Source organism: Prosthecobacter sp., from assembly GCF_044227185.1.
Taxonomy (GTDB): Bacteria; Verrucomicrobiota; Verrucomicrobiia; order Verrucomicrobiales; family Verrucomicrobiaceae; genus Prosthecobacter.
In genome coordinates, this window is record NZ_JBGAFO010000001.1 from 828610 (window position 1) to 855002 (window position 26393).

Below are 26393 nucleotides of genomic sequence, written 5' to 3' on the forward strand. Positions count from 1 at the left end.
GGGCATCAGGCTTGCTCAGCGTCCCGGGTCTTCGCTGCGCAGCTTGTTCAACACCTTCATGGACTCCTTTTCGATGATGTCCGCCGCCTGGGTGGTGAGGTAGGAGTGCTCGCCGAACCAGGTTTCGTAGCTGCCGTTTTCGAAGGCTTTGGAGGTGGGGACGTAGCCGTGGGCGCCGTTGGTCTGCTCCACGGTCATGGTGTGCTTGAAGGGGGACTGTTTTTTGATGCCGAGGGCGATGCTGCAGAAGAGCTCGTTTGCGTTTGTCACGATGGCGAAGTCGGGGCCGATGCGGATGCCGGTGATGAAGTAGAGGTAGCTCGGCTGCTCGCGGGCCTTCATGCTGGTGTAGGCCTTGCGGTAGTGCTCGAGTTGTCCGGGCCAGTTGCGGGCGACTTCGGCTTCTTTGAACTCGGGGTGTTCGCGGCCTGGCATCTGGAATTCGCGCGCCTCGATGGCGAGCGTGGGTTTTGTGACTGGCTCCAGACGCTCCAGGCAGTGCAGGATTTCGCCGCCGAGCTTTTCGCCGAAGAGATCGCGGCGCACGCTGTAGATGGGGTTCACATCGCCGCAGGCGCCGGTGAGGAAGAGGGCGGGCACGGCGTAGCCCAGCGCTTTCTGCACGTGCAGCTCCACATCGCCGGGGTAGTCGGCGGAGATGAGGGGAGCGCGGTTGTTGGCGGCGTGGCAGGCGAAGTTGTAGAGGATGGCTTTGTATTTTCCGTCCGCGCTGCGCACGGCGAGGAGGTCGAAGTCGGGATCGGCGGGGCCCTCGGCGGGGTATTGATCTGACTCGTCCGGTTTGAGCTGCCAGCGGTTCCAGGCGTGGCCGTCTTTGATGACGCGGCGGCACTCGGCCCCGCCTTCCGCGCGGCCACGCGACATGCCGAGAGTGCAGGGGGTGAGATCGTGCGCGGCCTTGCTCACGGCCTCGGTGATGGGGGTGACGAGCTTGTCCGGGTAATAGGGCCAGAGCGGGCCTGAATGCGTGTGCGAGGAGCAGATGATGACATTTGCCGCGGGGATGCCGGTGGCCTTTTCAATGCTGGCACGCGCCTTGACCGTGAGATCCACGGGATACTTCAGTGTATCCAGTGTGACGATGACCGCCTTCGTTCCGCCTGAGGCAAGAACGAGCGCGCGGACGTAGAGCCGCGTCTTCACCTCCGAGGTTTTTTTGGGTGAAGGCGAACCGGCGAGAGTGACCTCGCCCACGGGTGTGATGTCCACGAGGCCGATGCCGGCGGTGATCTCATTTGGCGGCAACTGCGCGGCTGCATTTGTGACAAGGAGGCCAAGCGACAGGGCAAGCAGGAGGGAATGGTTCATGACAAAGGGGATGCTCATTTCGATTCCGGGGCTTTTTTCCAGAGTTCGTCCAGCATCTCCACGGCGGTGTCCACCAGGGTCTGGATGCCTTCCAGCGCCACGAAGTTCACACCGGCCAGGGTCTCGTAGCCTTCGTGCCTGAAAGCAAACTCCGTGGGTTCATAGCCCACCCAGTGGTTGGTCAGCTCGCTGAGGACGGTGTGAGGAAAAGGTGAGCGCTTCTTCACTGAGATGCCCCACTCCACAAAGAGCTCGCCCGCATTGGTGGCGATGGCAAAGGGGCCGATGCGCGCGGCGCTGACGGGCACGTTCAGCAGGCGCGGCATGGACTCGGCGGTTTTCTTCGCGCCCTCAAACGACTCCGGCCGCCAGCCGAGGCGGGAGATCGCATTTGGGTGCTGGGCCGAGGCGTTGCAGCGCGGCACATCGACATCGCGCCGCATGAAATCGACGACGGGAGATTCCACGGGCAGGGCGGTTTTGGCCGCCTCGACTGCGGCATTGGCAAAGACGGCGGCGCGTTCCTTCCAGTCGGGCGCCCAGCACACGGGCGGCTGGATGTTGCCAGAGGCGCCCTGCATGAAGACGCCGATGGCCTGCGGGCCAAACTCCTTCGCGAGTGTGTCGGCGATCACACCGGGATAATCCGCCGACCAGGTGTGAGTTTTGATGCGGTCATGCAGGCAGGGGTGGCAGGTGAAATTCATCAATGTGCCGAGCATTTTTCCTTCAGGCGAATCGAAGCGCACCAGCCAGAGCTCGGGATCGATGACGCTCTCGGTGCCCAGCACCTGCGGCACTTCTTTGAGGTCGTTCACCTTTTTCAGCCAGGTGTTGAGCACGAGGCCGTCGGACTTTGAGACGAGGCGGCGGTTGATGTGGCCTTCGAGCACGATGGAGCGGCCCACGGACATGCGTGCGGGCTGCAGTGCCTTGCTGGCGAGAACGATGCTGTCGGAGATGAGTTTGGGCAGGGTGTCGATGTACTCTTTATTCGCCTTGGCGTTGTCGCCATCGGCGGGGATGAGAGGCCCGCTGTGGTTGTGGCTGGGGCAGATGAGGATGCCGTCGCGTGTGATGTCCGTCTGCTGCATCACCAGCTCGATCGCTTTGTCCGAGAGATCGCGGCGGATCTTCACGAGGTCCACGCCCACGATGGCGAGCTTTTTGCCGCCGCTGGCCACGACCATGGCGCGTGCTTTGAGGGGATCGTCCGTGGCGGTGCTGAGCGGGCCCATCGGCCCCGTGATGATGGCACCGATGGGCGGTGTGATGTCCACCTGGGCAAAGCCTGCGCGCAGTGCTGCCGGCGCTTTTTCCGCGGCAGCGGCGCCACTCACGACGAGCCACATGCAGAGAAGGAGCGGGCGCGCGCTGGCGCGGGAGAAATGAGGAAGGGCGGGAAGGCGTTTCATCGGGCGGCTTTGAGTGGGGGCACCGAAACGTACGGTGAAACCTGCCGTTTTTGAGCCTCAAAGCTGCCCGCTGGGGACTTCAGGAGATGTTGGGTGTTTGATCCTACTTGCCGAAACTGCCCGGTGGCTTGGTGTCAAAGGAGGGGGCGTCGGGTTTCTTTTCTTCGGCCTTGGGGGTTTCGACGGGCGCCGGGGTTTCGGCAGGTTTTTCGGGTGGTTTGCGCAGGGAGGGAGCACTGGAAGAGGCCGCCCGGCCGCCGCGATGTTGCGCGAGGCGCTGGTTGAGATGCTCCAGTTCATCGGGATCGATCTTGCCGTTGTTGTTATGATCCAGGCGCGACATGATTTTTCCGCCCGCGAGCATCTTCTGCAGCCCCTCCACTTCGTCGGCGTCGATTTTGTGATTGCCGTTTTTGTCCACCTGCTTGAACGCGGCGAGCATGCGGCCTCTGCGGTCGTCCGTGGCCGGTGATTTGAGGCTCTGGACTTCAGCCAGCTCGATCTCGCCATTGGCGTTTTTGTCCAGGTTCTTCAGGGTGATGTAGGTTTGCTGCATGGCTGGCAGCTCATCCGCATCGATTTGATGGTTGCCGTTTTTGTCGAAGCTCTTCAGCACTTCGGCGGTGGCAGCGCCGTGATGAGCGGCGGCATTGGGCCGCCGGCTGCCCCGGGCGGCAAAGGCGGCTGCGGGCAGCAGGACCGCCATGATGACAAGTCTGTGACAGGGGGTGGTTTTCATAAGGGGTATGAACCTCCGTTGGTGGAGGGGGTTGCGCAGGAAGGCAGGATTGAGATCCTGGGAATCGAAGCGGCGAAGTCTCAACGATGATGGCCGCCCCAGCCACCGTGGTGACCGCTGTAGCCGCCATGATGACCGCTGTAGCCACCCCAGCCGCCGTGATGGCCGCTGTAGCCGCGGCTGTATCCGTAGGAGGGGTAGCGGTAGCCTGAGCCGTAGCGGTTATAGCCGTAGCTGCCGTAATACGGGCGGGAGTAGGAGCTGCCGTAACCGTAGCCGTAGCCGCCGCCTCCATAGTAGGGGTCCACACAGGAGCTCAGGGAACCCAGGGCAAGGATGGCGGTGAAGAGAAGAACCAATTTTGTTTTCATAGGTGCTGAGTCGGACGCAGCGCCTGCGAAACTATTCAGCGATCTTCAGTGTTTACAAAAATGCGGCCGGATTCTCCGCGTCGCGCACGGGTTTCTTACAGCATCCCCGCCAGATCCTTCGCCAGCAGCGCGGGCTCTGACGCAGGGCGCCTGGCTTCACGCTCGACGGGGGGCAGGGAGAGATTGGCTTCGTTGAAGACGCGGACGGCCATGTGGAGGTGGCCGTCGGTGATCCAGGTGTGGGCACCCACGGGGGTCTGGCAGCCGGCGCCCAGGATCTTTAGAAATTCGCGCTCGGCGGTGATGCGGGATTCGGTTTCGGCGTGGTTGAGGGCGCGGATGGCGGCGATGGTTGGCTCGTCATCGGCGCGGCATTCGATGGCGATGGCGCCCTGACCGGCGGCGGGGAGGAATTTCACGGGGTCGAGCACGAGGCCGTAGAGGGTGTGGGTGTCGATGTGGATGCGGCTGAGGTTTGCATTCAGCAAGCCCAGGCGCAGCAGGCCGGCGGCGGCGAGGAGGACGGCGTCGAGCGCGTTTTCGCCGAGCACCTTTTTCACGCGGGTGGGGACGTTGCCGCGGATTTCGACGATCTGGACGTCCGGGCGCAGGAACTTGAGCTGAGCGGCGCGGCGCACGCTGCTGGTGCCCACGCGTGCGCCCTGGGGCAGGGTTTCGAGGGTGTAGGGATGGGCGGAGACGAGCACGTCCTCAATGGCGGCACGCGGCAGCACGGCGGCGATGGTGAAGCCGGCGGCGAGGTCGCTGGGCACGTCCTTGAGGCTGTGCACGGCGGCGTCGATCTGCTTGTCTGCGAGAGCGATTTCGAGCTCCTTGATGAAGATGCCTTTGTCCACCTGAGCCACGTCGCTGAATTCGGAGAAGCGCAGGTCCTGGCGCTTGTCACCGCTGGTCTGAATGATCTGGCGCTCGATTTGCAGGTGCGGGTGCGCGGTCTGCAGGGCGGCGGTGACCATGGTGGTCTGGGTGAGGGCCAGCTCGCTGCCGCGGGTGCCGAGGGTGATTTTTGCGGGGGTCATGGTGGGGGGGCACAGCTTTTCACGTACCGGGGCGGGACGCAAAGAATGATTCAGGCCAGAAAGGGTGAGGGTGGCCTACGGAACACACGGAAGACACGGAAAACCAGACGGACGGGCAGGGCTTGCGGTGTGCGGGCATGGGCGGGCGTTTTCATCCGCTCACAGAAGGACGGGCTGTCGTCACATCCGTCCTACGGGCCGGATTACGTGCGCACCAGCGCCATGCTGCGCTCCACTTTCTCACGGTCCGCGGCGTCCAGAGGGTTGGAGGCATGCAGCTCCTCCAGCCGGGCCCAGGTGATGAGGCCGGTGCCGAGGAGGCCGCGCACCCAGAAGATGTCCTTGGGACGGCCGGCGTAGAGCTTGTTGTAGGCGACGTCGCTGACGTCCAGAACGTGCAAAACGAGGCCTTCGGGGAGATTGATGCGGTGAGCCCGTTCCTTCCACCCAGGCGGAGTGCAACGCACAGTGTCGGGAGTCGCATAGTCGGCATAGATCAATTCTTCGTCCCGAAATTCGCTCTCTGCGCCGATGAAACGATCCACCAGCATGCTGTCGAAGTACAGGATGGGCAGGTTCTGCGGAACGAAATCAAAATCCACGGAGAAGCGCAGTTCACCGGGAAGCTCCGGGTGCATGGCCGCTACTGCTCCGGACCCGATTACCACGGCGTCTGTGAGCGCGGGAACGCACCACTTGAGTTTGCGTGCGACTTTCTCAAGATCCGCCAGCGTAAGCTCTTTGCCGTACATCTTCGTTTTCTTCGGGGGTGATGAAGGGGCTGCCGTGGAATGGTGACGAAGAGCGCAGGCGCTGACCTTCGTCACTGGGGGACTCTAGAAGCTCGCAAATCTGCTCAATGCTGGCATGCTCCAGGAGATCCAGCCATTCCAGATGAGGCCGGTAAAGCTGGGATTTTCTATCCTCAAGACGCTGTCTGGCAGCCAATACCAGATTCGGATCCTGACGCAGTCGTGAGGCCACGATTTTTCCGCGCTGCCATTGCATCCAATCCTGCACGAGATAACCGGGCGGGAGGTCGAGCCAGGGCGGGAACATCGGGACTTCGTCCGATGCGCCGTGCGGGGTCTCCATGACGACTGACATGGGGATATGATGCACCCGGCGGGCTGGGGCGGCAAGCGCGGCTTCGCGTCCTTGTCTTATGCGTCATTTGTGGGAACGGCTTTGTCCGGTTTCTGGACGTGCGTCCGGAACCGGCTGAAGCCGGGACTACAATACGGCCCGAAACCACACGGGCTGAATCAGGCGGGGACCAGGCCGCCGCCGGGGCGGAGGAAGCCGTATTTTTCGAGCTGCTCCTCGATGATGCGTTCGCAGGAGGCGAGCTGGCGGAGGCGCTCGCGGCGGCCTTCGTCGGCGATGGCCTGGAGGGCGTCGATGTCGTAGAGGTAAACGCCTTCGATCTCGTTCACGGCGGGCTCCACATCGCGCGGCACGGCGATGTCGATGATGAGGAGCGGCTCCCAGCGGCGTTTGCGCATCACATGCTCGATCTGCTCCCGCTTGATGACAAAATGCGGGGCGCTGGTGCTGGAGATGATCACGTCCACCTCGTGCAGGGCGTGCTCCCATTCGTCGAACTTCATGGCGCGGCCCTTCATCTCGGTGGCGAGCTCCACGGCTTTGTCGTAGCTGCGGTTGGAGACGATGATGCTTTTGGCGCCGCGGGAGAGGAGGCTCTGCGCGCAGGTGCGGCTCATCTCGCCAGCGCCGACGAGCATGACGCGGCACTGCTTGAGGTCGTGCACCTTTTCCGCGAGGTCCACGGCCACGCTGCCGACGCTGGTGGAGCCGCGCTGGATGGAGGTCTCATTGCGCACTTTTTTGCCGACGGTGAAGGCCTGCTGGAAGAGTTTATTGAGGGCACGGCTGGTGGTGCCGGTGTCGAGAGCGAGCTTGTAGGCGGCCTTTACCTGACCGAAGATTTCGGTCTCTCCCAGCACCATGGAGTCGAGGCCGCTGACGACGCGGAAGAGGTGCCTTGCGGCCTCGGCGGAGTCGAGATTGTAGAGCACGAGCGCCTCCGCGTGCCCTGGCTGCAGCTCAAAGCGTTCGATGAGGTACTGGCGCAGGGCGGCGTGCCCGTCCTTGCCGCAGGGCAGGGCATGGGTGGCGTAGAGCTCCACGCGGTTGCAGGTGCTGAGGATCACACATTCCTCAAAGCCCGGCAGCCCGCGCACCTCCTGCACGGCGTCCGGCACCTTCGCTTCAGGAAAAGCCAGGCGCTCACGCACCTCGACGGGGGTGGTTTTATAGTTCAGGCCTACGCAAACGAGGCCGCTGCGCTTGTCGGTCGGCTCAGGCATGCGTGACGATCCACAAAGAAATGAACGGCAGAACGAAGCCGATGACCGCCAGCCAGGCCGTCCGGCGCGGGGAGGTGAAATGCCTCCACATGAGGAAGGAGATCACCGCATAGAGGCCCCACACGATCCAGGCAAAGACGACGTGGCCGGTCTTCGTCATGGGGAGGTGCAGGGCGAAGGAGATGCCCAGCGCGATGCTGAGCAGCAGCAGGCCCAGGCGCACGGTGCGCTGGATGGCATGGGCGAGGCCCTGGATGGGCGGGAGCTGGTAGAAGAGCCCGCCGATGTGGTGGCGCTTCAGCATGCGCTCCTGGACGAGGTACATCACGCCGGTGATGCAGGCCAGGGCGAAGGCGGCGTAGGAAATGAGAGCGAGGGCGATGTGCAGCTCCACCAGGGCATTGATGGGCCCCTTGGGCGGGTAGGGCGCGAAACCGTTCATGAAGGCCATCACGTGCATGATGGTGACCAGCGGTGCGGTGAAGACGCCCAGCAGCGAGAGCCGGAAGGCCGGGCCCACCAGGAAATAGAGAAGCACGATGCTCCAGGCGATGAAGACCAGGATGTCCGGGAGGCTGCGGATGGGGCACTGCCGCACCTCCTCCCCGCGGAGGTAGATGAAGCCGGTCTGCAGGGCAAAGCCGAGAGCCATGAGGAAAAACTGCGCGCGCCCCTGCTTCCACGCGCCGGATTTGAGGGCCAGCAGCGCCTGCACGACCGCGCCCACGAAGACGAGGGTGGCGGCGAGAAGCAGTTGCTGGGAGGCGGGCATGGATGAGGACTGGGGGGCTGTCACATTCGCGGCCCCCGGGCGGTTCTGCAAGGGTGAAGGCGTGTGCAAAGCTTGTCATTCACCGAGGCGCAGCCGTGCCGCGGAGATCACGGCTGGCGCGTGGCCTCAGCCAGGCCGGCGGACAAAATCCCAACCAGTGATGAAGCGATTTGCGGGGTCGCAAGCCTCGCATCCACAGCGGCCAGGGCATCGCGGACCAGGTTCTCGGAGAAGCGTTCGCCCACGGATTTGCCGCTGACGGGCTTGAGCACGCGGTCGAGCACGAGGCGCATTTTGGCGGAGTAGTCGCTGGGTTCGGGCTGGTGGAAGACCACCTCCAGGCAGACGTCGATGGTCTTGTCGAATCTGGCCTGCTGTTTGAGCCCCTCGTTGAGAAGGGTGAAGGATGCGATGGAGCCCACCAAGTCGCCTGATTTGGCGGATTTGTACAAGGCGTCCGCGCCCATGCCGCCGATGGCCTTGGCCCCTTCATGCAGGGCCACGTAGCCGACGAGAAGCCTGCGCGCGCGGTCCTTTTCCACCTCCTGCTCCACCTGGGAGAGCTTCTTCATCCGCACCCAGGCGTAGGAGAGGGCGGGCTCGAACTCCAGATTGAGGCGCTGGCGTTCCGCCACGGCAAACATGCCCGAAGCGAGGGAAAGGGCGATGTCCGCGCGGCCCAGGCGCAGGTAGGCCGAGGCCATGCTGTTGGTGGTGGTCAGCTGCTCGGCCAAACGGCCGGCGGCGTGTTTGATCTCAGCCAGTCCTTGTTCTGCCGCGGTGGCCATTTCATGAGCCCGTTTGACGTACATATCCCGGTGTCCGACGTCAATGCCGCCGCCGACGCGCATGGGCGGGTTTTTTTGCAGGCGTTCCAGGGTCTTGTGCGCGGAGTCGAGGTCGGCGCGGTACTGCGGCTGCCTGGCGATGAGGGTCTGATAAGCATATTCCGCCAGGAAGGGCTGCTTGATCTGATTGATGAGGTCTGCCAGAGCTTTTTTTTCGTCGGGACTGGTGCGTTCCAAGGCGGTGTTTCCCAGCGCCTGGATGGCCAGCTTTGCGTCCGCCATGCTGGGTGTGGGGTTCTGATTGAGCGGGCGCAACTGCTCGGCGAGGGGAGGCAGCTTGATCTCCGCATGGACCGGCAGGACAAAACCAGCAGCGAGCGTCAAACATTTTAGGTAGATGTTCTTCATGCCGTAAGTTTCCGGAAGATGATTGGCTGGGAACGACCGTCAATGAAATTAGCCGTGAAACAACGATGGTGGAGGGAAGGCTTGCGCATGTCCGCATCTCCTCCATGATCGGCTGGCATGGCCCCCGACATTCTCGACAGCATCCGGCGCACGATTCGTGACGTGCCGGATTTTCCCAACCCTGGCATTCTCTTCAAGGACATCACTCCGGTGCTGGCCAGCCACGAGCTGCTGTCCCAGGCGATTGACGGCATGATCGAGAACACGGGAATCACCGAGGTGGACAAGGTCATCGGGATTGACGCGCGCGGCTTCATCTTTGGCGCGCTGATCGCGGAGCGGCTGGGGGCGGGGTTCGTGCCGGTGCGCAAAAAGGGCAAGCTGCCGTGGAAGACGCGCGGGATTGATTACGCACTGGAGTACGGCAAGAACTCGGTGGAGATGCACCTGGATGCCATCGCGCCGGGGGAGACGGTGCTGCTGGCGGACGACCTGCTGGCCACGGGCGGCACGGCGGCGGCGGCGCTGCACCTCATCGAGGAGGCGGGCGGCAAAGTGCTGGGCAGCACCTTCTTCATTGAGCTGGGCTTTCTGGGCGGGCGCGAAAAAGTGAGCAGCGCCGGGCCGGTGCACTCCCTGATCACCTACTGACCCTGACCTTCTGAGCGATGACCGAACGCGACTACCTGCGCCACCTCAACAAGAGCGCGCAGAAATTTTTTCCGCCTGAAGACAAGCTGCCGCGCGGACGCACGGAAACGCTGCGCCAGGCGAAGCGCTTCATCAAGATCAAGGAGCAGCGCATCAAGCAGCGCCACCGCACCGGCAGCTTCAGCGGCGCGGAGATCTGCCGCATGCGCTCAGACGTGATGGACCTGCTGGTGCGCACGCTGTGGGAGGAAAGCCTGGCGGCGCTGCCTGCGGAGGTGCGCGCGAAGGTGAACGTGAGCGTGATCGCCCATGGCGGGTATGGCCGGCGGGTGATGAGCCCCGGGAGCGATGTGGACCTGACCTTCATGTTTCCCGGAAACAGCGGCAAGGTGCCGGGTGAAGTGGTGCAGCTCATCCGCGACTACCTGCTGTACTTCTACGATTTGAAGCTGAAGGTGGGGCACGGCAGCCGGTGCGTGGGGGAGTGCATCAAGCTGGCGAATGACAACATGGAGACCAAGACGGCGCTGATGGAGGCGCGGCTGGTGACGGGGCAGAAGACGGCCTTTGAGGAGTTCCGCGCGCGGTTTGACAAGGAGTGCATGGACGGGCAGGAGGCGGACTTTTTGAGGCTGCGGCAGATCGACCTGAACACACGCCACACGAAGTACCAGAACACCCCCTTTGTGCAGGAGCCGAACGTGAAAAACGGCTGCGGCGGGCTGCGGGACTACCAGAACCTGATCTGGATGACGTATGCGCGGCACCGGACGCTGAATCCGAAGGACCTCATCGCGCTGGGCCTCATTTCCAAGGCGGGGTGGAAGGAGGTGGAGCAGGGGTATGACTTCATCCTGCGAGTGCGCAATGAGATGCACTACACGGAGAAGCGGGCGGAAGATCTGCTGACGCTGCGCCTGCAGGGGCCGGTGGCCACGAACCTGGGCTACAGGCACAAGCGGATCCTGCGCCGGATCGAGGCGCTGATGCATGAATACTACACGGCGACGCGAGACATTCTGCAGCGCAGCAACGAGGTGATGGACCGCTTTCACCTGCAGGCGCTGGAGACCGCGCCGAAGAGCAAGCTGATGGGCTTCCTGGCAAGGCGGAGCACGGAAAAGCAGCAGGAGAGCTTTGACGGCTTCCAGCGCAAGCATGAGCGCGTGTATGCAGACGGGCCCACCATTTTCAAAGACGATCCGGAGCGCATGATGCGCCTGTTTCTGCACACGCAGAAGCGGCACCTGCGCCTGAGCCCGGACTTGTTTCAGCTCATCCAGGACAACTTCCGCCTGGTGGACACCAGCTTCCGCTACAGCCGGGCCAACCGCGAGACCTTTGAGACCATCCTTTCCAACAAGGGGGATGCGGCGCGCACGCTGAGGCAGATGCACCGGGTGGGCTTCCTGGGCCGCTTCATGCCGGAGTTTGGCGCGCTGACGAACCTGGTGCAGCATGAGTTTTTCCATCTGTACACGGCGGACGAGCACACGCTGCGCACGATCGACAAGCTCGACGAGCTGAGCGACCCCACGCTGAAAGGCGTGGAGCTTTTCCAGCAGCTCTTCCACGATCTGCAGCAGCCCTATGTGCTGTACCTCGCCCTGCTGCTGCATGATGCGGGCCGCGCGGCGAACAAGAAGACGCACAGCGATGAGAGCACCACACTGGCCGCCGCCGTGTCCCGCCGCCTGCAGGTGAAAGGGGAGCGGCGCCGGCTGCTGCTGTTCCTGGTGGACAACCACTTGCTGATGTACCGCACGGCCACGACAAAGAGCCTGGACGACCCGCAGGTGATCGAGGAGTTCGTGGGCATCGTGCGCACGAAGGAGAACCTGGACACGCTGCTGCTGATGACCTACGCGGACTCCAAGGGCACCAGTGACAAGAGCTGGTCCGGCTACAAGGAGGCGTCCATCCGGCAGCTCTACCACAGCGCGCTGCGCTTCATGAACGCGCCGGCGGACTTCATGCGCAATGTGCAGGTGCCGCTGGAAGACCTGAAAAAAGAGGTGCTGCGCCGGCTGGGCCCCGGCTTCGAAGCGGAGGTGGACGCGCATTTCCGCCACATGCCGCCTTCGTATTTCAATTTCCGCGAGGCCGAGCTCATCGCCAGGCACCTGCGCCAGTTCCGCCTGTTCTTTGAGCAGCTCATCCGTGAGGAGGCCGCCGCCGGCCTGCTGCCCGTCATGGTCTGGGAGGACCATGTGGACCAGGGCTACAGCGAGCTCACCGTGGTGTGCTGGGACCGGCACCTGCTGCTGGCGCGCGTTTCCGGCGCGCTGGCGGCTGAAAGCATCAACATTCTGAGCGCCGACCTGTACCAGCGAGCCGACCATCTGGTGCTGGACACCTTCCGCGTGTGCAACACGAACTTTGCCGCCGTCTCCACGAAAAGCGCGCGCAACCGCGTGGAGGAGTCCGTGCGGAAGGCCTTCAGCGGGCAGGACTTTGACTTTAGCGAGGCCATCACGCAGAAGCTGGGCAAGTCAGTGACCATGCTGGATGAGATCGGCGATGAAATCCCGCAGCGCATCTACGTGAACAACAACCTCTCTCCCGACCAGACGGTGCTGGAACTGCAGCTCGTGGACCGGCTGGGCCTGCTGTATGACATCTTCATGGCGATCGGACGGCTGGGGCACAACGTCACGCATGCGCGCATCAGCACGGAGAAGGGCGTGGCCATCGACGCCATCTACGTGCAGGACGAGCACAGCCGGAAGATCACCGACCGTGCCGAGCTCGATGCGCTGGCGGCCGCGGTGACGAAGGCCGCGCACCTGAGCCCGCGCTCCGCAAAGTACTTAATCTAGGCTGATACATTCCCGCCGCCCCATCGTTCGGAGAGCACCCATGAAGTTCTCTGCTTTGCTCTTCTTGTTTGCGGCCACGCTGCTTTCTCCCGCACTTGCGGCGAACAAACCCAACATCCTGATCTTTTACATGGATGACATGGGCTGGGCCCAGCCTGGAGCGTATGGGGGCAAGATGGCCCCAACGCCCGCCATGGACGCGCTGGCGGCGGGCGGCATGCGTTTCACGCAGGGCTACTCCTCCGGCTGCGTGTGCTCTCCGGGCCGCGTGGGGCTGATGACGGGCCGCTACCAGGCGCGCACGGGGCACGATGCCAATCCCGGCAGGGCGGGCCGCGAACTGCTGCTGAGCGAGACCACGATGGCGCAGCATCTGAAGGCCGCAGGTTATACCACCGGCATCGTGGGCAAATGGCACCTCGGAGACACGAGCGCGGAGTATCTGCCCGAAGCGCGCGGATTCGACTTTGCCGTGGGCACGGTGGGGAATCTGGGCGAAGGCAAGGGGCCGGCGTTTTACCGTGGCAAAGATTTGGTGGAAGATTTGCCCGGCGCGCCGGTCACCTCGCCGGTGTATGCGCGGGAGTCGGTGCATTTTCTGGAGGCAAATCATGAGAAGCCCTGGTTCCTCTTTCTCTCCTTCAATGCGGTGCATGCGCCGCACGTGGCCTCCGCAAAGTGGATGGAGAAGTTCAAGGACCTGCCCAGGCATGACGCCGCCTATGCCGCGCTCGCGGCGGAGGCGGACGAAGCCATCGGCACGGTGATGACGAAGCTGCGTGAGCTCAAGCAGGAGGAAAACACCCTCATCTTCCTCATCAGCGACAACGGCGGTGCATATCAAAACGCGGAGATGGGCGGCCTGCGTGGGCACAAGTGGTTCGTGTGGGAGGGCGGCATCCGCGTCTCCTGGATCGCCGCCTGGAAAGGCCGCATTCCGGCGGGCCGCGTGAGTGATGAGCCGGTGATCCAGCTCGACGTGCTGCCCACGGCGCTGGCCGCTGCCGGCGGGAGCACATCCATCCCGCTCGATGGCGTGAATCTTCTTCCTTTGCTCGAAGGCAAAACCGAAAAGCTGGCCGCGCGCGAGCTGTACTTCCGCTTTGGCGTGCAGCAGGCCGTGCGTCAGGGAGACTGGAAGCTCGTCAAAGCCAGCAAGGACATGCAGCCCATGCTGGTGAACCTGGCCACCGATCCGGGAGAACAAACCGACCTCAGCGCCAAGGAACCCGAGAAAGCCCAGGCTTTGCAAAAGCTCTTTGATCAGTGGAACGCGACCATGCAGCCGCCGCGCTGGGAAGACCAGCGCTGGAACGGGGAGGAAGACCGCAAAGCGGGGAAGAAGGAGAAGCGGAAGAAGGGCCAGGGAAAGTAGCGTTGTTCCTGCGGAACAAGGGACGGCGCGAAATCAGCAAGCCTCGTGAAGTTTCGGCAGGTGTTTGAAACCGCTGGGTGGACTGCACGGCTCCAGCCTTTCTGGCGGAGCGCGGGCCTCCGAGCCCGCAGCACTCCGCGAAGCATGAGAAGCACCGCGCTTTTCCTTCCGCCTTTACGCTGAGTGTTGCAGCACGTTTTCCCGCGAAGGTCTCTTCGTGTAAACGATCACACTGCTGAGTGCCTGCCACCTGCTGCGGGCTCGGAGGCCCGCGCTCCTTGGTGGCGTTTTCAAACACGGCCGGGGCAGGCTCCGCAGCATCATTCGCTAAAAATTTCACGTTTGTACTTGCCGTGCCGGATTTCATTCGTTAAAAATATAGCGAATATGTCCGACCCATCCCAGCTTTCGCGCCGTGAGCGGCAGATCATGAACGTCCTGCATGCGGAGGGCAGCGCCACGGTGGCGGCGGTGCAGACGCAGCTTCCAGACCCGCCCACGGACATGGCCGTGCGGCGGCTCATGCACATTCTGGAGGAGAAGGGGCATGTGAAGCGCCTGCGCAAAGAAGGGCGCGAGGTCATCTACGCCCCCGCGCAGTCGAAAGCCCGCGCGGGATTGAACGCGCTGAAGCAGGTGCTGGACACTTTCTTTGGCGGCGCGGTGGACGAGGCCCTGGCCGCCCACCTGACGCGCAAGGACGCCGCGCTGACGGATGAGCAGGCGGAGCGCATGCAGAAGCTCATCGACGAAGCGAAACGCGAAGGCCGCTGATCATGCCATGAACACGACACCTCTTCTTGATCTCCTTTCCCACACCGCGATGAAAGGCGCGGCGGTGCTCATGGTGGCGCTGCTGCTGGGCCTCATGCTGCGCAGGGTGGCCGCCGCACGGCGCTATGCCTTGTGGATCACCGCCATCGTGGCGCTGGCCGTGCTGCCGCTGGCGATGTGGGTGCTGCCTGCGTGGCGGGTGCTGCCCAAGGCGGAGGCAGAGATGGAAAGGCCGCTGCTGGAGCCGGAGCCGGAAGTCGCTGCCAGTGCGGAGCTCGCTCCGGGCTCCACGGTCAACCGCATTTCATTCCCGGCGGTGAAAACCAAGGTGCAGGCGCCCGCCAAGGATCAAACCCTGCAATCTCCTGAAAAGAAGGTTTCATGGCAGGATGTGGTATCGAATCTGCCGCTGGTGTGGGTGCTTGTGGCGAGCCTGCTGCTGCTGCGTCTGGGGCTGAGTGCCTGGCGGCTGCGGCGCCTGGAGGTTTCTTTGCAGCGCGGCGCATGCGCTTTGCTGGAGCCGGTGGCGTTTGAGCTCGGGCTGAAGCGCAGGCCTCGTCTGCTCATCGGCCCTGCGGATGCGGTGCCGATGGTGTGGGGTGTTTTCAGACCGCGCCTGCTGCTGCCGAAGGGCTTTGACGCCTGGGCGGCTGAAAAACAGCGGGGCGTGCTGCTGCATGAGCTTGCGCACCTGCGGCGCGGGGATCCGCTGGCCCTGTGGGCGGCGCAGTGGGTGAAGGCGCTGCATTGGTTCAATCCACTCGCTTGGCTGACGCTGCGGCAGCTCCGCGCGGATCAGGAGCGCGCGTGCGACGACACCGTGCTGCGCCAGGGAGTGCGCGCCAGTGACTACGCGCAGGCTCTGCTGGATCTCAGCCGCCACCAGCGGCTCGCGCCCGGACTGTCTCTCTGCGCGCTGACCATCACCCGCTGCGCTCCGGTGGAGGCGCGGGTGAAGGCGATTCTGGATCCCAAGCGGCGTCGTGAAGCGCTGACTCTGCGGTGGCTGGCCGGGCTCTGCGCCTGCGCCCTGCTCATCACGCTGCCTGTGGCCATGCTGCATGCGATTGAAGGTCCCGCGCTGCGCGGCCGCATCCTGGACCGCAACGGGGTGGTGCTGGCGGAGACGACGAAGGAGAAGAGCCGGAATTATCCGCTGAAGACCCTGGCGGCGCATGCGGTGGGATACACACGGCCGCCCGATGAGAGGCATGCGCGGTCTTACGGTGGAGCAGCGTTGGAAAAGCAGCAGGACGCCGCGCTGGCTGCAGGCAAGGATGTGACTTTGACGCTCGACGCACGCATTCAGGCCCTCGCCATTCAGGCGATGAAGGAGGGCGGCGTGGAGCGTGGCGCTGCGGTTGTTCTAGATCCCCGCACAGGAGAGATTCTGGCCTCTGTGTCACTGCCGAGTTTTGATCCGAATCTTTTCATCCCAACCATCACGCTGAGGAATTGGGAGAGCTATCTTGAGGATCGGGACGTGCCGCTGATGAACCGTGTGGTAAGACCCCACGCGCCGGGTGCATCCTTCCTCCCGGTCACCGCTCTGGCCGGCATCGCCGCGGGAGTGGGGGAACGCACATTCACCTGCGCGGGCTCCGTGACCTACGGCAGCAAGGTGCTGCCGTGCTGGATTCAGCGGCAGAACGATGGCAGGCATGGAGAGCTGGACATGCGCAGCGGCTTCGTGGCGAGCTGCAACTGCTTTTGGTATCAGTATGGCAATGCCGCCGGGATCGACCAGATCGAAGCCATGGGCCACAAGATCGGCTTTGGGGAGAGCTACGGCATCTCGGAAGACGAGTTCGGAAGCATCCTGCCCAGTCCGTCCTGGTTGAAGGAGCACCGACCCGGAGAGATATGGTCGGCAGGGTACACCGCTAATACATCGATCGGTTCAGGACCGGTTCTGGCGTCCCCGTTGCAGCTCGCTGTTCTGGCCGCCACGGTGGGAAACGGCGGAAAGGTGCCGCGGCCGGCTTTGCTGAAACAAACGGACGGGCCGAAGTGGCGCGCTGATCTGGCCGCCGAAGGCCTTCCCGCAGCGCAGCTTGAATCCTTGCGCGATGCCATGCGCCTCGTGGTGAACGGCAACACCGGCACGGGCCGTGCCGCCCGGAGTGATCGGGTCGTCATTGCAGGCAGAACCGGCACCGCGCAAAACTGGCGCATGGTGGATGGGACAAAGGTGGATGACAACCACACGTGGTTCATCGGTTTTGCTCCTTTCGACAAACCCACTCTCGCCTTTGCCATCCTGAAGACCGGCGGCAAAAGCGGCGGCGGTGAGTGCGCGCCCATCGCCAAACGCATCGTGGAAGAAACGCTGGCGCTGCCTGCGGACGGCTCGGGCGAAGTCAAACCGGTGGGCGACGAATTGGGCAGGGCGCATGAAAAGCTGCAGCAAGCCCAGGCGCAGTTTGATGCGAGGGCCGAGAGGGTGAAAGCCGCCATCCACGGCATCAAGCTCAATCCTGACGCCGGGTTTTCTTTGGATGGATGTGAGATCTCCCGTGGACAGCTTAACCTGCATGGCACTGCGGCCGGAATGCAACAGGCTCTGCAGTTTCGTGTGAGGCTGGTGCAGCTCGAACTCCTGCAATCCCTGGACTGGACTTTCCCGGTGCCGCGGACTCTGGAGGATGGAAAGAGAGTCGGTTTCAGTTTGTGGGGCGTGGTGCGGCCGAAGGTGGAAAGGGAGGAACAACCGGCTCCTGCATCCCGGCCCACCAGCCAGGCCGAGGTCCGCCAGCAGAGTGATGCCGCCGTCCGCATGTCCCCTGCGCTGGCGCGTGCGTGGGCCATCGTGAAGAAGGCCGGGCTGCTGGCCGACCTGCCCGCAAGTTCACAGCCTTTTGATTCAGGTGACAAGCACCCCGAGCGGCAGATGAAGAGCGTCGTGGAACTTCATTTTCTGGCGCCGCGCGATGCTGTCCGCCGCTGGCTGGTGGATTCTCATTGTACGTTGAGCAAAGTTGAGTCGCTGGGCGCGCTGGGTTTTTTCCTGAAATCGCAACCGCTGGATGACCCCACCTCTCTCGACTGGCCCGCACGTCCGGAGATTTTCATGCGCACTTATAAATCCGCCGGTACCTCCGGGCAGTGTACCATCACGGTCCATGGCTCCGATAACGACAATGTGCATGTGACCGTGTCCTATTCAAGGCCTCCCTTCCACATCGCGCCGGAGGAATCCCAACAACCCAGGCCTTCTGGCAGGCTCGCCCCCGAGCGGGAGCTCCAAGGGCGTACGGCCTCAGTCGCGCCGCCTGTGCCCGCCTTGGATTCGTCATTGCGAACGCTGCTCCCGACGGTCCCGGCCGAGGAAATCAAGCCTCACGTGATCTTTCTGCCGCCGCCTGGCGAATTACGGATCGTGGCTCCCCGCGGTTTAAAACCCCCGCCGCCCCGCCTGCCGACGGCGTTGGTTCAGCTCAGGGAGGAGATCGGCCCTGAGACTGAACCAGGCCTGCTGCGCAGCCTTCAGAAAAACAGCCGCGTGCAGCAGACATTGTGGGTGAAGGCAGCGCAGCGCTGAGGCTGCGGTGCCTGCTTCATCGTGGGTGAATTCCTTCGCGGATCTCCTCGATCACTTTCGCATTGAAGGCGGGGATGTCGTCGGGCTTGCGGCTGGTGACGATGCCGTTGTCCACCACCACCTCTTCGTCCACCCAGATGCCGCCGGCGTTTTTCACGTCGGTCTGGATGGCGGGCCAGGAGGTCATGCGGCGGTTGCTCACCAGACCGGCTTCAATGAGCAGCCAGGGGCCGTGGCAGATGGCGCCGATGGGCTTGCCGCTGCGGCCGAATTCACGCACCCAGTCCACGGCTTCCGGGGTGGAGCGCAGTTCGTCGGGGTTCATGAGGCCGCCGGGGAGAACAAGGGCGTCGAAGTCCTGCTGGTGCGCATTGCGCAGAGGAATGTCCACGTCAAATTCGTCGCCTTTTTCGGCATGGCGCATGCCCTGGATTTTGCCCTTCTTGGGCGAGACGATGCTGACGGTGGCACCCGCCTCCTGCAACGCCTTCAAAGGCTCTTCGAGCTCGGCTTGTTCAAAGCCGTCCGTCGCGAGAATGGCGACACGTTTTTCGGTCAGGGGAGTATCAGAAAAGATTTTCATAGTACTGCATGGTTCGCGCGTCATGCCGCACGGGGTGATCGGGATGTGCCCTCACGGTGCGGTGAGGGCGTGCGCTTTAATTGCTCCGATAACGCTTCGCCAGCCTGCCCGTAGGAGTCAGCACGCCACAGTCTTTGAGAGACTGCACCTTCTCAGCGTGGGTCATGCTCTTTACATACGCGAGAGCCGCATCCAGCTGCTTTTGAGTAATGTAGCCATACGGTATCCACCCGGAACCAGTCTTTTTCACCACCCCGCGACGGCTTCCTGCCTTGGAAGTAGTGCTGGTTTTAGAAGCCTTTGGCATGGTTGCAAATTGCCCGCAATATCAATGGCTGTCAATGGCAACGGGATGGAAGAATCCCACAATGGCATCTGGGTCCCTGACTGCGATCTGGATGTGCGAGTGCATAAAAATCTGCGCTGTCGGATAAAGCGGTTCACCCTCAACAAAGGCGCCCCGAACGGTTTGAAAGCGGACTCCAGAGCCTCGCTCAATTGTCGGTATGGCCCAATTAAGAAAAGCGCAGTCAAACCTGTGCAACTTGCGTGCAGGGTCGTTGGCAGGCGGCACATCGCCCGCTGCTTCCAGGAGCGCCGTGAATTCAGAAAACATGCTGCGCAGAAGGGTGGTAAATCTGACATCCAGGAGGTCGAAGCAATTCCCGAGCTGGATCAGCGCACCGACCACGGCCGGCGTGGTCAGCTTCTTCCGCTGCTTCATGAACTGCGCCCATTCCAGCGCTCTGGCGGGGCCGTGTTCCCAGAAGTAAATTCCGCTTCCCAGCCAGTCCTAATCATTCACGCTCTCGACCAGCCTGCCTCCGCGCAATGATGCTTCGGCCACCGATTGATCGCAGCCGTGGTAGGCGATGACCTAGCGTTGGTAGGCGGCAAACGACATGAGCTGGAAATGAGATGAGCCGCCAGCAACCGTCAATGAAAAGGGCGCTCGCTGATTCCTCACTTCTCCTGCAGTAGGCCGCTGTCCACCAGCCACTCGGTGAAGCGGGTGGGCCAGCGGGAGGCGGCGGTGGGTTTGGCGTCGTGTTTATAGCCGAAGCCGTGGCCGGCGTTGGCGAAGAGGTGGAGCTCGGCCTTCACACCGGCGGCCTTGTATTTGAGGTAGAGGGTGGCCATGCCTTCGGAGATGTCCGGGCGGTCGCTGTAGCCGGCGGCGATGAAGAGCGGGGGCATGCCTTTTTTAGCGTCAAAGAGGCCGGAGGTGCCGGGGTAGATGAGGCCCTGGAAATCCGGGCGGCTGCTCTGCTGCTCGATGGGGTCAGCGGATTCTTTGCTGCCGGGGTCGTTCGTCATGGCGGCAAAGGCGGCGAGTTCGCCGCCGGCGGAAAAGCCCAGGATGCCGATGCGGTCTGGCTGGATGTGCCATTCGGCGGCGCGGCTGCGCACGGTGCGGAGGGCGCGGCGGGCATCTGCCATGGCGTGGTCCTGGATGGTGTAGGTGCTGCCTTTTTCCCGAGCCAGGCGGTATTTCAGCACAAAGGCGGCGATGCCGTGGTCGCGGAACCATTCGCCCAGGGCGAAGCCCTCGTGGCCCAGGCAGAGCTTTGAGTGGCCGCCGCCGGGGCAGATGATGACGGCGGTGCCGGTGGCTTTGTCCGCGGCGGGAACAAAGGGCGTGATGGAGGGGTTGTGGACGTTGCAGACGTTGCTGCCCTCGGTTTTCTCCGGCTCGGCGGCACGGGCCTCGGAGCCGGGAGCGCCTTTGGGCCAGAGGGGCAGGGAGGCGGGGGTGTCTGCGGCGGTGGAGAGGGCCGGGGGCAGGAAAAGGAGGCAGGCGAGGAGGGCGCGGTTCATGGGCGAAATGTAACGCTGAGAAAGCCGAACTTTACGCGAAATGATCGCCTCATTGACAAATCGCAGAGTCCCGCTAGTTTCGCGCCCCCCTTTCCTGGGGAGGCCGTGACTTGTCCGGTCTGTCTGCTTCTCTCCTCCGACTTTCACCACCCCACACGCCCATGCCAAAGACATTCAGGACCTACCAGCCTTCCAAGCGCACGCGCAAGCAGCAGTTTGGTTTCCGCGCCCGCACGAAGACCGCGAATGGACGCGACATCCTGCGCCGCCGCCGCCGTGCCGGACGCAAGCGTCTCCTGCCGAAGGGTGTGGAAATCCACTTCAAGCGTCACACCCAGCAGCACGCTTAGTCCTGCTGCGGCGCGCTCCTCATCATGCGCCTTCCATCCAGCCTGCGGATGAAACTCGCGTGCGATTTTGCACGCGTGAAGTCCCAGGGCAGCAGCCAGGCCGGAAAATATCTGGTGCTGGGTGTCCTGCGGGTGGAAGCCCTGGAGGAGTTCCAGTTTGGCCTCATCACCGGGGGAAAGCTGGGCAATGCCGTGGTGCGCAACCGCATCCGCCGTCTGCTGCGCGAGATCGTGCGCGCCCACCGGGCGGAGATCGCCCCGGGCTGGCAGATGGTGATCATCGCCCGCTGGCGCGCCCCCCAGGCCACGCTGGCCGAACTGGAAAATGACTGGCTGCGGCTGGCGCGGCGCCTGGGCCTGCTGACTCAGAAGCCTTCTGCCCCGCCCGCACCATGAAATGGCTCATCCGAATTTTCATCCGCGGCTACCAAGTGTTCATCTCCCCCGTCATTCACGCCATTGGCGGTCCCGGCTCCGGATGCCGCTACACCCCGACCTGCTCGCGCTATTTCCTCGAGGCGGTGGAAACCCACGGCGTGCTGCGCGGCTCCTGGCTGGGGATCTGCCGCATCTGCCGCTGCCACCCCTGGGGCGGCCACGGGCATGATCCGGTGCCGGGGAAGAAATGACGAAACCCGAATGAGGAATGACGAATTTTTTCCAACAGTGTAATCGCGTGCCGGGCATCCTTCGTCATTGCTGCATTCTCCCTTCGTCACTGTTTACAGACCCCGCCTTTGCCCTGACTGTGAAGGCCCGCCTTCACAAAAAACCCCCTCTCACCCAAAGCTAAAATTTCATGGACCGCAAAAGTTGGATCGCCGTGACGCTGTGCGTCATCCTCATTGGAGTGAACTGGCACTACATGCAGGAAAACCAGAAGCTGGCGCAGGCCGAGACGGCGCGCAAAAAGCAGGAGGAAGCCGCGAAGAAAGCCACTGAGAAACCGGCCCCTGCCGCGACGGCAAATGCCGCCACCGGCACCACCCCCGGAGCTGGCACATCTCCCGCCGCGCCCGCAGCCCCGGTGCTGCCGGAAGAGACCCACACCCTGAAAGTCGGCACCGTCACGTATGAGCTCACGTCGAAGGGCGGCGGCATCGCCCGTGCGGCGCTGGCGGGTACGGACCAGGTGACCCTGAACAAGAACGGCCTGGAGCCGGTGGGCGCTCTGCGGCGCGAGCCCGGCGGGCTGGACGCGGTCGCTTACAAGCTGACCGCGAAGAGCGACAAGAGCGCGACGTTTGAAGGAACCACTGCGGAGGGCATCCAGGTCACGAAGACCTACACCCTGACCGAAGGCGCGGAAGGCGACGAGCACCTTGTTGATCTCGCGATCACCCTGAAGAACACCGGCACCGCGCAGCACCGTTCCGAGGAGTATTACCTCTACGCCGGCGCCGCCACCGCGCTGAAACATGACGAAGGCCGCTACGACGGCTTCTTCTGGAACAACTCCGGCGATGCCGACTACCAGCTCTCCAAGTACTACGGCAAGGGCTTCTTCAGCGATGCGCCGACGGAGTACAAGCACCCCTACAATGCACTGCGCTGGTCCGGGGTGATGACGCGCTTTTACACCCACATCCTCACCCGCATGGCGGCGAAGGACGCGCCGGCCAAGTTCTGGTCCTCACGCCGCAAGCTCGCGCAGCCGATCGATGCGGCGAATGTGGGCAAGTCTGGGATCGACGACTACACCTATGATGCCGCCATGAGCCTGCCGGTGGTGGATCTCGCGCCGGGCGCCTCGGTCACAGAGAACTACCAGATCTACCTGGGCCCGAAGGAGTACGACCGCCTCAGCAAGATCGGCCATCAGCGCAGCTATGCGATGTTCTACGGTTACTTCAGGTGGGTGAGCATCGGCTTGTCCAAGGTCATGCGCTGGATGCACGATCTCAGCGGGAGCTGGGGGCTGGCGGTCATCCTGCTCACCATCTTTGTGCGCCTTTGCCTGTGGCCCATCCATGCCAAGTCCACCATGACCATGAAGCGCATGGGCCTGCTGGGTCCGAAGATGAAGGAGCTGCAGGCAAAGTACAAGGACAATCCGCAGCAGCAGCAGATGGAGACGATGAAGCTCTACAAGGACTACGGCGTGAATCCGCTGGGCGGCTGCCTGCCGCTGTTCCTGCAGTTCCCCATCTTCATCGGCCTCTACAGCGTGCTGGAAGTGGCGGCGGAGCTGCGCGGCCAGTCCTTCTGGTGGGTGCGTGACCTCGCCGCCGCAGACACCCAGGGCAGCGTCCTGGGCTTCAACATCAACCCCCTGCCGCTCATCATGGGACTGACGATGGTGGCGCAGATGAAGCTGACGCCGCAGCCCGCCACGGTGGACAAGACGCAGCAGCGCATCTTCATGCTCATGCCGCTGTTCTTCCTGTGGATCAGCTATGACTTCGCCGCCGCGCTGGCGCTGTACTGGTCCACGCAAAACATCTTCAGCATCTTCCAGACCCGCATCATGAAGCTCTACATGCCGGAGCCCAAGCTGGAGAAAGTGGTGCAAAAACCCGTGTCCAGAGTCGCCCCGGCCCAGGGCAATCCGTTCTTCAATTCGGGAGCGCCGCAAAAGGACAAGAAAAAAGGCCCGAAGCCGCCGCGCCTCGGAGGCTAGCGGGGAGAAATGACGAAATCAGAATGAGGAATGACGAATGACGAATGAATGTAGAATGACGAAGCCCGGAGGACAGTTCGAACTTGTTCATTCGTTCCTCATTCGGCATTGATTCGCTTCGTTCGATTCTGGTTTTGTCATTGACCCATACCGCCACCCTCATTGTCCCAGCAACCGAGCCCCATGACCCCTCTCGAACACGCCCGCCAAATTCTCGACACCATGCTCGGTTATCTGGGCTTTGTGGTCCAGATCGAGGAGGACAACGGTCCGGACGGCCCCACGCTGCAGGTGCTGACGGATGATTCAGATGCGCTCATCGGCCGCCGGGGGGAGACGCTGGAGGACATCCAGTACCTGGTGAACCGCGTGCTGCAGCGGCACCTCAAGGACGCCCCGCGCATCCGGGTGGACGTGGAGTTTTACCGCTCCATGAGGGAGGACAAGATGGTGGCCCGCGCCAAGGAACTGGGAGACCGCGTGCGCGCCACCGGGCAGAGCGCCGACCTGCCGCCGATGAACAGCTACTACCGCCGGCTGATTCACAACGTCTTTGTGAACGACGCGGAAGTGATGAGCGTAAGCCAGGAGGGCGGCGCCCGCTTCAAGCGCATTGTGCTGAAATTGCGCCCCCGCTGAAGCTTTCCGACCCCGCGAGAGGAGGAAAATCAGCTTCGTTCTTTACTCGCGGCGCGGTTTTGAGTTATTTCTCGAAACCCGCGCAAATTGCCGCGCCGCCGTCAGCTCCGTTCCTTCCTCTTCATCCAACCCCGCATCCCCATGAAATTGAGTCGCACCCCGTCCGTCGTCCTTGCACTTGCCTGCAGCGTCGGATTTCTGAACGCCGACACCGTGACCCTCAAGAATGGCACCAAGCTGGAGGGCACCATCCTCTCCGAGACGCCGCAGTCCATCCGCATGAAGTACCGCGTGACGGGGAAGATCATGGATGACAAAGAAATCCCGCGGAGCGAGATCGCCGAAGGCGGCATCATCAAGCAGAAGCCGGAGGAGGTGGAGCTGCTGGCGCTGAAAAAGCTCGTTCCGGCGCCGGACCTGCTTTCGGCGGAGGGCTACGAGACGCTCATTCAGGACAGCCTGCGTCCCTTCCTGAACCGCTACCCCGGGACCAAGGAGGCCGCGGAGGTGGAGGAAATGATGAAGCAGGTGCAGGAGGAGAAGGAAAAGGTGGTGGGCGGTGGTGTGAAGCTGGAGGGCAAATGGCTCACCCGTGAAGAGGCAAAGGCCGAGGAGCTCAACATCAAGGCCCACGTGATTTTTACCGCGCTCCAGGAGAAGGCGGAGGCCAAGGACTACTCCGGCGCGCTGAGGGAATTCGACAAGCTGGAGGACCCGCGGAGCGGCAACCCCGCCGCCGTGGACTACCCGAAGGCCGTCACGATCATTCTCGACGTTTTGAAAAACTACGAATCGCAGGTCACGCAGATGGTCCAGCAGCAGCCCATCTGGCAGAGGACCCGTGAAGAGGGCGTGAAAAAGCTCATCGAGCCCGAGCTGAGCCGTACGAACGAGGCGATCAAAAAGGAGAGGGATAACTGGAAGACCACCTACGACCAGGAGCGCAAGACCACGCGCTGGTTCACCCCTTACAAGTACGACCCGGAGAATCTGAAGCTCCTGGCCAAGACCATCACTGAGGAAACGGACCGGCTGAAGAGTCTGGACCTCGCCGCGATCACCAAGGTCAACGAGGCCATCGCCCGCCTGCTGCGCGCAGACGCCAGGGCTGGGAAGGACAAGGCCGAGCTGACGAAGATGGGAGAGGCCATCGTGGAAGGTGAAGCGGCGGCGGCACGTGCCGATGCCAAGAGCAAAGAATTCTACAAGGCGGTCTTTACCAGCTACCGTGGGCGTCATGCCTACTGGGCCCAGCAGCTCAGCGCTACGCCTGCGCAGATGCAGGCCGCGCCCACCGGTGCGGCAGGCGGCTCCAGCGCCATCGCCGGCACCGCCACGCCTGGAATGGATGACAAAGTGGCCGCGGCGCTCGCCGCTGCTGGAGCCGGCGGCGCTCCTGCCCCGGGCACCGTGCCCGGGGCCGCGCCTGCTCCTGGTGCCATGCCGGGCCAGCCTGGCGCGTATCCTGCCCAGCCCGGTGCCTATCCGCAGCAGCCTGGCGCTTACCCAGGGCAGCCAGGGGCGTATCCTGCCCAGCCTGGAGCTTATCCGCAGCAGCCAGGCGCGTACCCAGCCCAGCCCGGGGCCTACCCGCAGCAGCCTGGCGCGTATCCGGCGCAGCCAGGTGCTCCTTATCCCGCGCAGCCCGGCGCTTACCCGGCGCAGCCTGGAGCCTACCCGCAGCAGGCAGGTGCTCCGTATCCGGGGCAGCCGGGTGCTTATCCGCAGCAGCGGCCAGGCGGCGCCCCCCAGCCCCCGGCTGCCGCGCCCACTCCGGCTCCCGCTCCTGAGGAAGAAGGCATGAGCACCATGAACATGATCCTCATCGGCATCGGTGTGGTGGTGCTGGTGCTGCTGCTCACCCTCCTGGGCGGCGGCAAGAAGAAGAAAAAATGAGCGGCCGGGAGCCGTGCGAGGACGTGATCGCTGGGTGGGTGTGGCGACAGCCCGCCCGCCCATCCCCGTGCTGTCAGGCCACCGGCCTGCGAACGCCCTCGCCGTCGGACGGTTTGGCGGAGCGGGTGTGGGCAT

23 protein-coding genes and 1 pseudogene are annotated in these 26393 nt (G+C 63.2%); 11 read left to right on the forward strand and 13 right to left on the reverse strand.

Features of this window, described 5'->3' with window-relative positions; all coding sequences use genetic code 11:
• Positions 1-15 precede the first annotated feature (15 nt).
• From ACILSQ_RS03545 to ACILSQ_RS03590, 10 genes are all read right to left on the reverse strand, one after another.
• Positions 16-1329, reverse strand: coding sequence for a hypothetical protein (locus ACILSQ_RS03545; RefSeq protein ID WP_395742202.1), 1314 nt, complete (start codon positions 1327-1329; stop codon positions 16-18).
• A 14-nt stretch (positions 1330-1343) separates the two neighbouring features.
• Positions 1344-2744 carry a hypothetical protein gene (locus ACILSQ_RS03550; RefSeq protein ID WP_395742203.1) on the reverse strand — a complete coding sequence of 467 codons (1401 nt, stop codon included), beginning with the start codon at positions 2742-2744 and terminating at the stop codon, positions 1344-1346.
• A 103-nt stretch (positions 2745-2847) separates the two neighbouring features.
• Positions 2848-3483, reverse strand: a complete 636-nt coding sequence (locus tag ACILSQ_RS03555) for an EF-hand domain-containing protein (protein ID WP_395742204.1) — start codon at positions 3481-3483, stop codon at positions 2848-2850.
• Positions 3484-3563: 80 nt separating this feature from the next.
• On the reverse strand, positions 3564-3854 hold the full coding sequence (locus ACILSQ_RS03560; protein WP_395742205.1) for a hypothetical protein: 291 nt from the start codon (positions 3852-3854) through the stop codon (positions 3564-3566).
• Between the two features lie 95 nt (positions 3855-3949).
• Positions 3950-4894, reverse strand: a complete 945-nt coding sequence (gene hemC / locus ACILSQ_RS03565; protein ID WP_395742206.1) for a hydroxymethylbilane synthase — start codon at positions 4892-4894, stop codon at positions 3950-3952.
• Positions 4895-5097: 203 nt separating this feature from the next.
• Positions 5098-5646, reverse strand: a complete 549-nt coding sequence (locus ACILSQ_RS03570) for a DUF6036 family nucleotidyltransferase (RefSeq protein WP_395742207.1) — start codon at positions 5644-5646, stop codon at positions 5098-5100.
• Entirely contained in the window at positions 5612-5989 is a 378-nt protein-coding gene (locus tag ACILSQ_RS03575; protein WP_395742208.1) for a hypothetical protein, read from the reverse strand. The genes ACILSQ_RS03570 and ACILSQ_RS03575 overlap by 35 nt, the downstream gene beginning before the upstream one ends.
• A gap of 170 nt (positions 5990-6159) precedes the next feature.
• Positions 6160-7224, reverse strand: a complete 1065-nt coding sequence (gene hemA, locus ACILSQ_RS03580) for a glutamyl-tRNA reductase (protein ID WP_395742209.1) — start codon at positions 7222-7224, stop codon at positions 6160-6162.
• The gene (ccsA, locus tag ACILSQ_RS03585; protein WP_395742210.1) at positions 7217-7996 is read right to left on the reverse strand and encodes a cytochrome c biogenesis protein CcsA; all 780 of its coding nucleotides are present in this window, start codon (positions 7994-7996) and stop codon (positions 7217-7219) included. The genes hemA and ccsA overlap by 8 nt, the downstream gene beginning before the upstream one ends.
• 107 nt (positions 7997-8103) lie before the next feature.
• Positions 8104-9192, reverse strand: coding sequence for a hypothetical protein (locus ACILSQ_RS03590; protein ID WP_395742211.1), 1089 nt, complete (start codon positions 9190-9192; stop codon positions 8104-8106).
• Positions 9193-9309: 117 nt separating this feature from the next.
• On the opposite strand from ACILSQ_RS03590, the gene ACILSQ_RS03595 reads away from it, so the two are divergent.
• The 5 genes from ACILSQ_RS03595 (at position 9310) to ACILSQ_RS03615 (ending at position 18352) form a co-directional block, all read left to right on the forward strand.
• Positions 9310-9843 (forward strand): adenine phosphoribosyltransferase, encoded by a 534-nt coding sequence (locus tag ACILSQ_RS03595; protein ID WP_395742212.1) that lies wholly within the window; start codon positions 9310-9312, stop codon positions 9841-9843.
• A gap of 17 nt (positions 9844-9860) precedes the next feature.
• Entirely contained in the window at positions 9861-12662 is a 2802-nt protein-coding gene (gene glnD / locus ACILSQ_RS03600) for a [protein-PII] uridylyltransferase (RefSeq protein WP_395742213.1), read from the forward strand.
• Between the two features lie 40 nt (positions 12663-12702).
• Positions 12703-14037 carry a sulfatase-like hydrolase/transferase gene (locus ACILSQ_RS03605; RefSeq protein ID WP_395742214.1) on the forward strand — a complete coding sequence of 445 codons (1335 nt, stop codon included), beginning with the start codon at positions 12703-12705 and terminating at the stop codon, positions 14035-14037.
• Between the two features lie 387 nt (positions 14038-14424).
• The gene (locus ACILSQ_RS03610) at positions 14425-14811 is read left to right on the forward strand and encodes a BlaI/MecI/CopY family transcriptional regulator (protein WP_395742215.1); all 387 of its coding nucleotides are present in this window, start codon (positions 14425-14427) and stop codon (positions 14809-14811) included.
• 7 nt (positions 14812-14818) lie between these two features.
• Positions 14819-18352: a penicillin-binding transpeptidase domain-containing protein gene (locus tag ACILSQ_RS03615; protein WP_395742216.1), complete on the forward strand. Its 3534-nt coding sequence runs from the start codon at positions 14819-14821 to the stop codon at positions 18350-18352.
• Positions 18353-18368: 16 nt separating this feature from the next.
• Here ACILSQ_RS03615 and ACILSQ_RS03620 read toward each other — a convergent pair whose 3' ends face one another.
• The 3 genes from ACILSQ_RS03620 to ACILSQ_RS03630 all read right to left on the reverse strand — a co-directional run bounded on the left by ACILSQ_RS03620 (position 18369) and on the right by ACILSQ_RS03630 (position 20753).
• Positions 18369-18935, reverse strand: a complete 567-nt coding sequence (locus ACILSQ_RS03620; RefSeq protein WP_395742217.1) for a type 1 glutamine amidotransferase domain-containing protein — start codon at positions 18933-18935, stop codon at positions 18369-18371.
• 328 nt (positions 18936-19263) lie between these two features.
• Positions 19264-19659 (reverse strand): hypothetical protein, encoded by a 396-nt coding sequence (locus ACILSQ_RS03625; protein WP_395742218.1) that lies wholly within the window; start codon positions 19657-19659, stop codon positions 19264-19266.
• Between the two features lie 239 nt (positions 19660-19898).
• Positions 19899-20753: an alpha/beta hydrolase gene (locus tag ACILSQ_RS03630; RefSeq protein ID WP_395742219.1), complete on the reverse strand. Its 855-nt coding sequence runs from the start codon at positions 20751-20753 to the stop codon at positions 19899-19901.
• A 161-nt stretch (positions 20754-20914) separates the two neighbouring features.
• Here ACILSQ_RS03630 and rpmH point away from each other — a divergent pair.
• From rpmH to ACILSQ_RS03660, 6 genes and pseudogenes are all read left to right on the forward strand, one after another.
• Positions 20915-21049: pseudogene (gene rpmH, locus ACILSQ_RS03635) on the forward strand (50S ribosomal protein L34); the annotation flags it as partial.
• A 78-nt stretch (positions 21050-21127) separates the two neighbouring features.
• Positions 21128-21499 carry a ribonuclease P protein component gene (gene rnpA / locus ACILSQ_RS03640; protein WP_395742220.1) on the forward strand — a complete coding sequence of 124 codons (372 nt, stop codon included), beginning with the start codon at positions 21128-21130 and terminating at the stop codon, positions 21497-21499.
• Complete coding sequence (gene yidD / locus ACILSQ_RS03645; protein ID WP_395742221.1) at positions 21496-21732, forward strand: membrane protein insertion efficiency factor YidD; 237 nt, start codon at positions 21496-21498, stop codon at positions 21730-21732. The genes rnpA and yidD overlap by 4 nt, the downstream gene beginning before the upstream one ends.
• A gap of 170 nt (positions 21733-21902) precedes the next feature.
• Entirely contained in the window at positions 21903-23723 is a 1821-nt protein-coding gene (gene yidC, locus ACILSQ_RS03650) for a membrane protein insertase YidC (RefSeq protein ID WP_395742222.1), read from the forward strand.
• 183 nt (positions 23724-23906) lie between these two features.
• A complete protein-coding gene (locus ACILSQ_RS03655) occupies positions 23907-24362 on the forward strand; it encodes a protein jag (protein ID WP_395742223.1) in 456 nt (151 codons plus the stop codon).
• 141 nt (positions 24363-24503) lie between these two features.
• Entirely contained in the window at positions 24504-26258 is a 1755-nt protein-coding gene (locus tag ACILSQ_RS03660; protein WP_395742224.1) for a PTPDL family protein, read from the forward strand.
• Positions 26259-26393: the final 135 nt, after the last annotated feature.

What these genes read in the sequence shown, in the direction of transcription:
- ACILSQ_RS03545 (WP_395742202.1), bottom strand. Translation starts at nt 1,329, where the DNA reads ATGAACCATTCCCTCCTGCTTGCCCTGTCGCTTGGCCTCCTTGTCACA.
- ACILSQ_RS03550 (WP_395742203.1), bottom strand. Translation starts at nt 2,744, where the DNA reads ATGAAACGCCTTCCCGCCCTTCCTCATTTCTCCCGCGCCAGCGCGCGC.
- ACILSQ_RS03555 (WP_395742204.1), bottom strand. Translation starts at nt 3,483, where the DNA reads ATGAAAACCACCCCCTGTCACAGACTTGTCATCATGGCGGTCCTGCTG.
- ACILSQ_RS03560 (WP_395742205.1), bottom strand. Translation starts at nt 3,854, where the DNA reads ATGAAAACAAAATTGGTTCTTCTCTTCACCGCCATCCTTGCCCTGGGT.
- hemC (WP_395742206.1), bottom strand. Translation starts at nt 4,894, where the DNA reads ATGACCCCCGCAAAAATCACCCTCGGCACCCGCGGCAGCGAGCTGGCC.
- ACILSQ_RS03570 (WP_395742207.1), bottom strand. Translation starts at nt 5,646, where the DNA reads ATGTACGGCAAAGAGCTTACGCTGGCGGATCTTGAGAAAGTCGCACGC.
- ACILSQ_RS03575 (WP_395742208.1), bottom strand. Translation starts at nt 5,989, where the DNA reads ATGGAGACCCCGCACGGCGCATCGGACGAAGTCCCGATGTTCCCGCCC.
- hemA (WP_395742209.1), bottom strand. Translation starts at nt 7,224, where the DNA reads ATGCCTGAGCCGACCGACAAGCGCAGCGGCCTCGTTTGCGTAGGCCTG.
- ccsA (WP_395742210.1), bottom strand. Translation starts at nt 7,996, where the DNA reads ATGCCCGCCTCCCAGCAACTGCTTCTCGCCGCCACCCTCGTCTTCGTG.
- ACILSQ_RS03590 (WP_395742211.1), bottom strand. Translation starts at nt 9,192, where the DNA reads ATGAAGAACATCTACCTAAAATGTTTGACGCTCGCTGCTGGTTTTGTC.
- ACILSQ_RS03595 (WP_395742212.1), top strand. Translation starts at nt 9,310, where the DNA reads ATGGCCCCCGACATTCTCGACAGCATCCGGCGCACGATTCGTGACGTG.
- glnD (WP_395742213.1), top strand. Translation starts at nt 9,861, where the DNA reads ATGACCGAACGCGACTACCTGCGCCACCTCAACAAGAGCGCGCAGAAA.
- ACILSQ_RS03605 (WP_395742214.1), top strand. Translation starts at nt 12,703, where the DNA reads ATGAAGTTCTCTGCTTTGCTCTTCTTGTTTGCGGCCACGCTGCTTTCT.
- ACILSQ_RS03610 (WP_395742215.1), top strand. Translation starts at nt 14,425, where the DNA reads ATGTCCGACCCATCCCAGCTTTCGCGCCGTGAGCGGCAGATCATGAAC.
- ACILSQ_RS03615 (WP_395742216.1), top strand. Translation starts at nt 14,819, where the DNA reads ATGAACACGACACCTCTTCTTGATCTCCTTTCCCACACCGCGATGAAA.
- ACILSQ_RS03620 (WP_395742217.1), bottom strand. Translation starts at nt 18,935, where the DNA reads ATGAAAATCTTTTCTGATACTCCCCTGACCGAAAAACGTGTCGCCATT.
- ACILSQ_RS03625 (WP_395742218.1), bottom strand. Translation starts at nt 19,659, where the DNA reads ATGAAGCAGCGGAAGAAGCTGACCACGCCGGCCGTGGTCGGTGCGCTG.
- ACILSQ_RS03630 (WP_395742219.1), bottom strand. Translation starts at nt 20,753, where the DNA reads ATGAACCGCGCCCTCCTCGCCTGCCTCCTTTTCCTGCCCCCGGCCCTC.
- rnpA (WP_395742220.1), top strand. Translation starts at nt 21,128, where the DNA reads ATGCGCCTTCCATCCAGCCTGCGGATGAAACTCGCGTGCGATTTTGCA.
- yidD (WP_395742221.1), top strand. Translation starts at nt 21,496, where the DNA reads ATGAAATGGCTCATCCGAATTTTCATCCGCGGCTACCAAGTGTTCATC.
- yidC (WP_395742222.1), top strand. Translation starts at nt 21,903, where the DNA reads ATGGACCGCAAAAGTTGGATCGCCGTGACGCTGTGCGTCATCCTCATT.
- ACILSQ_RS03655 (WP_395742223.1), top strand. Translation starts at nt 23,907, where the DNA reads ATGACCCCTCTCGAACACGCCCGCCAAATTCTCGACACCATGCTCGGT.
- ACILSQ_RS03660 (WP_395742224.1), top strand. Translation starts at nt 24,504, where the DNA reads ATGAAATTGAGTCGCACCCCGTCCGTCGTCCTTGCACTTGCCTGCAGC.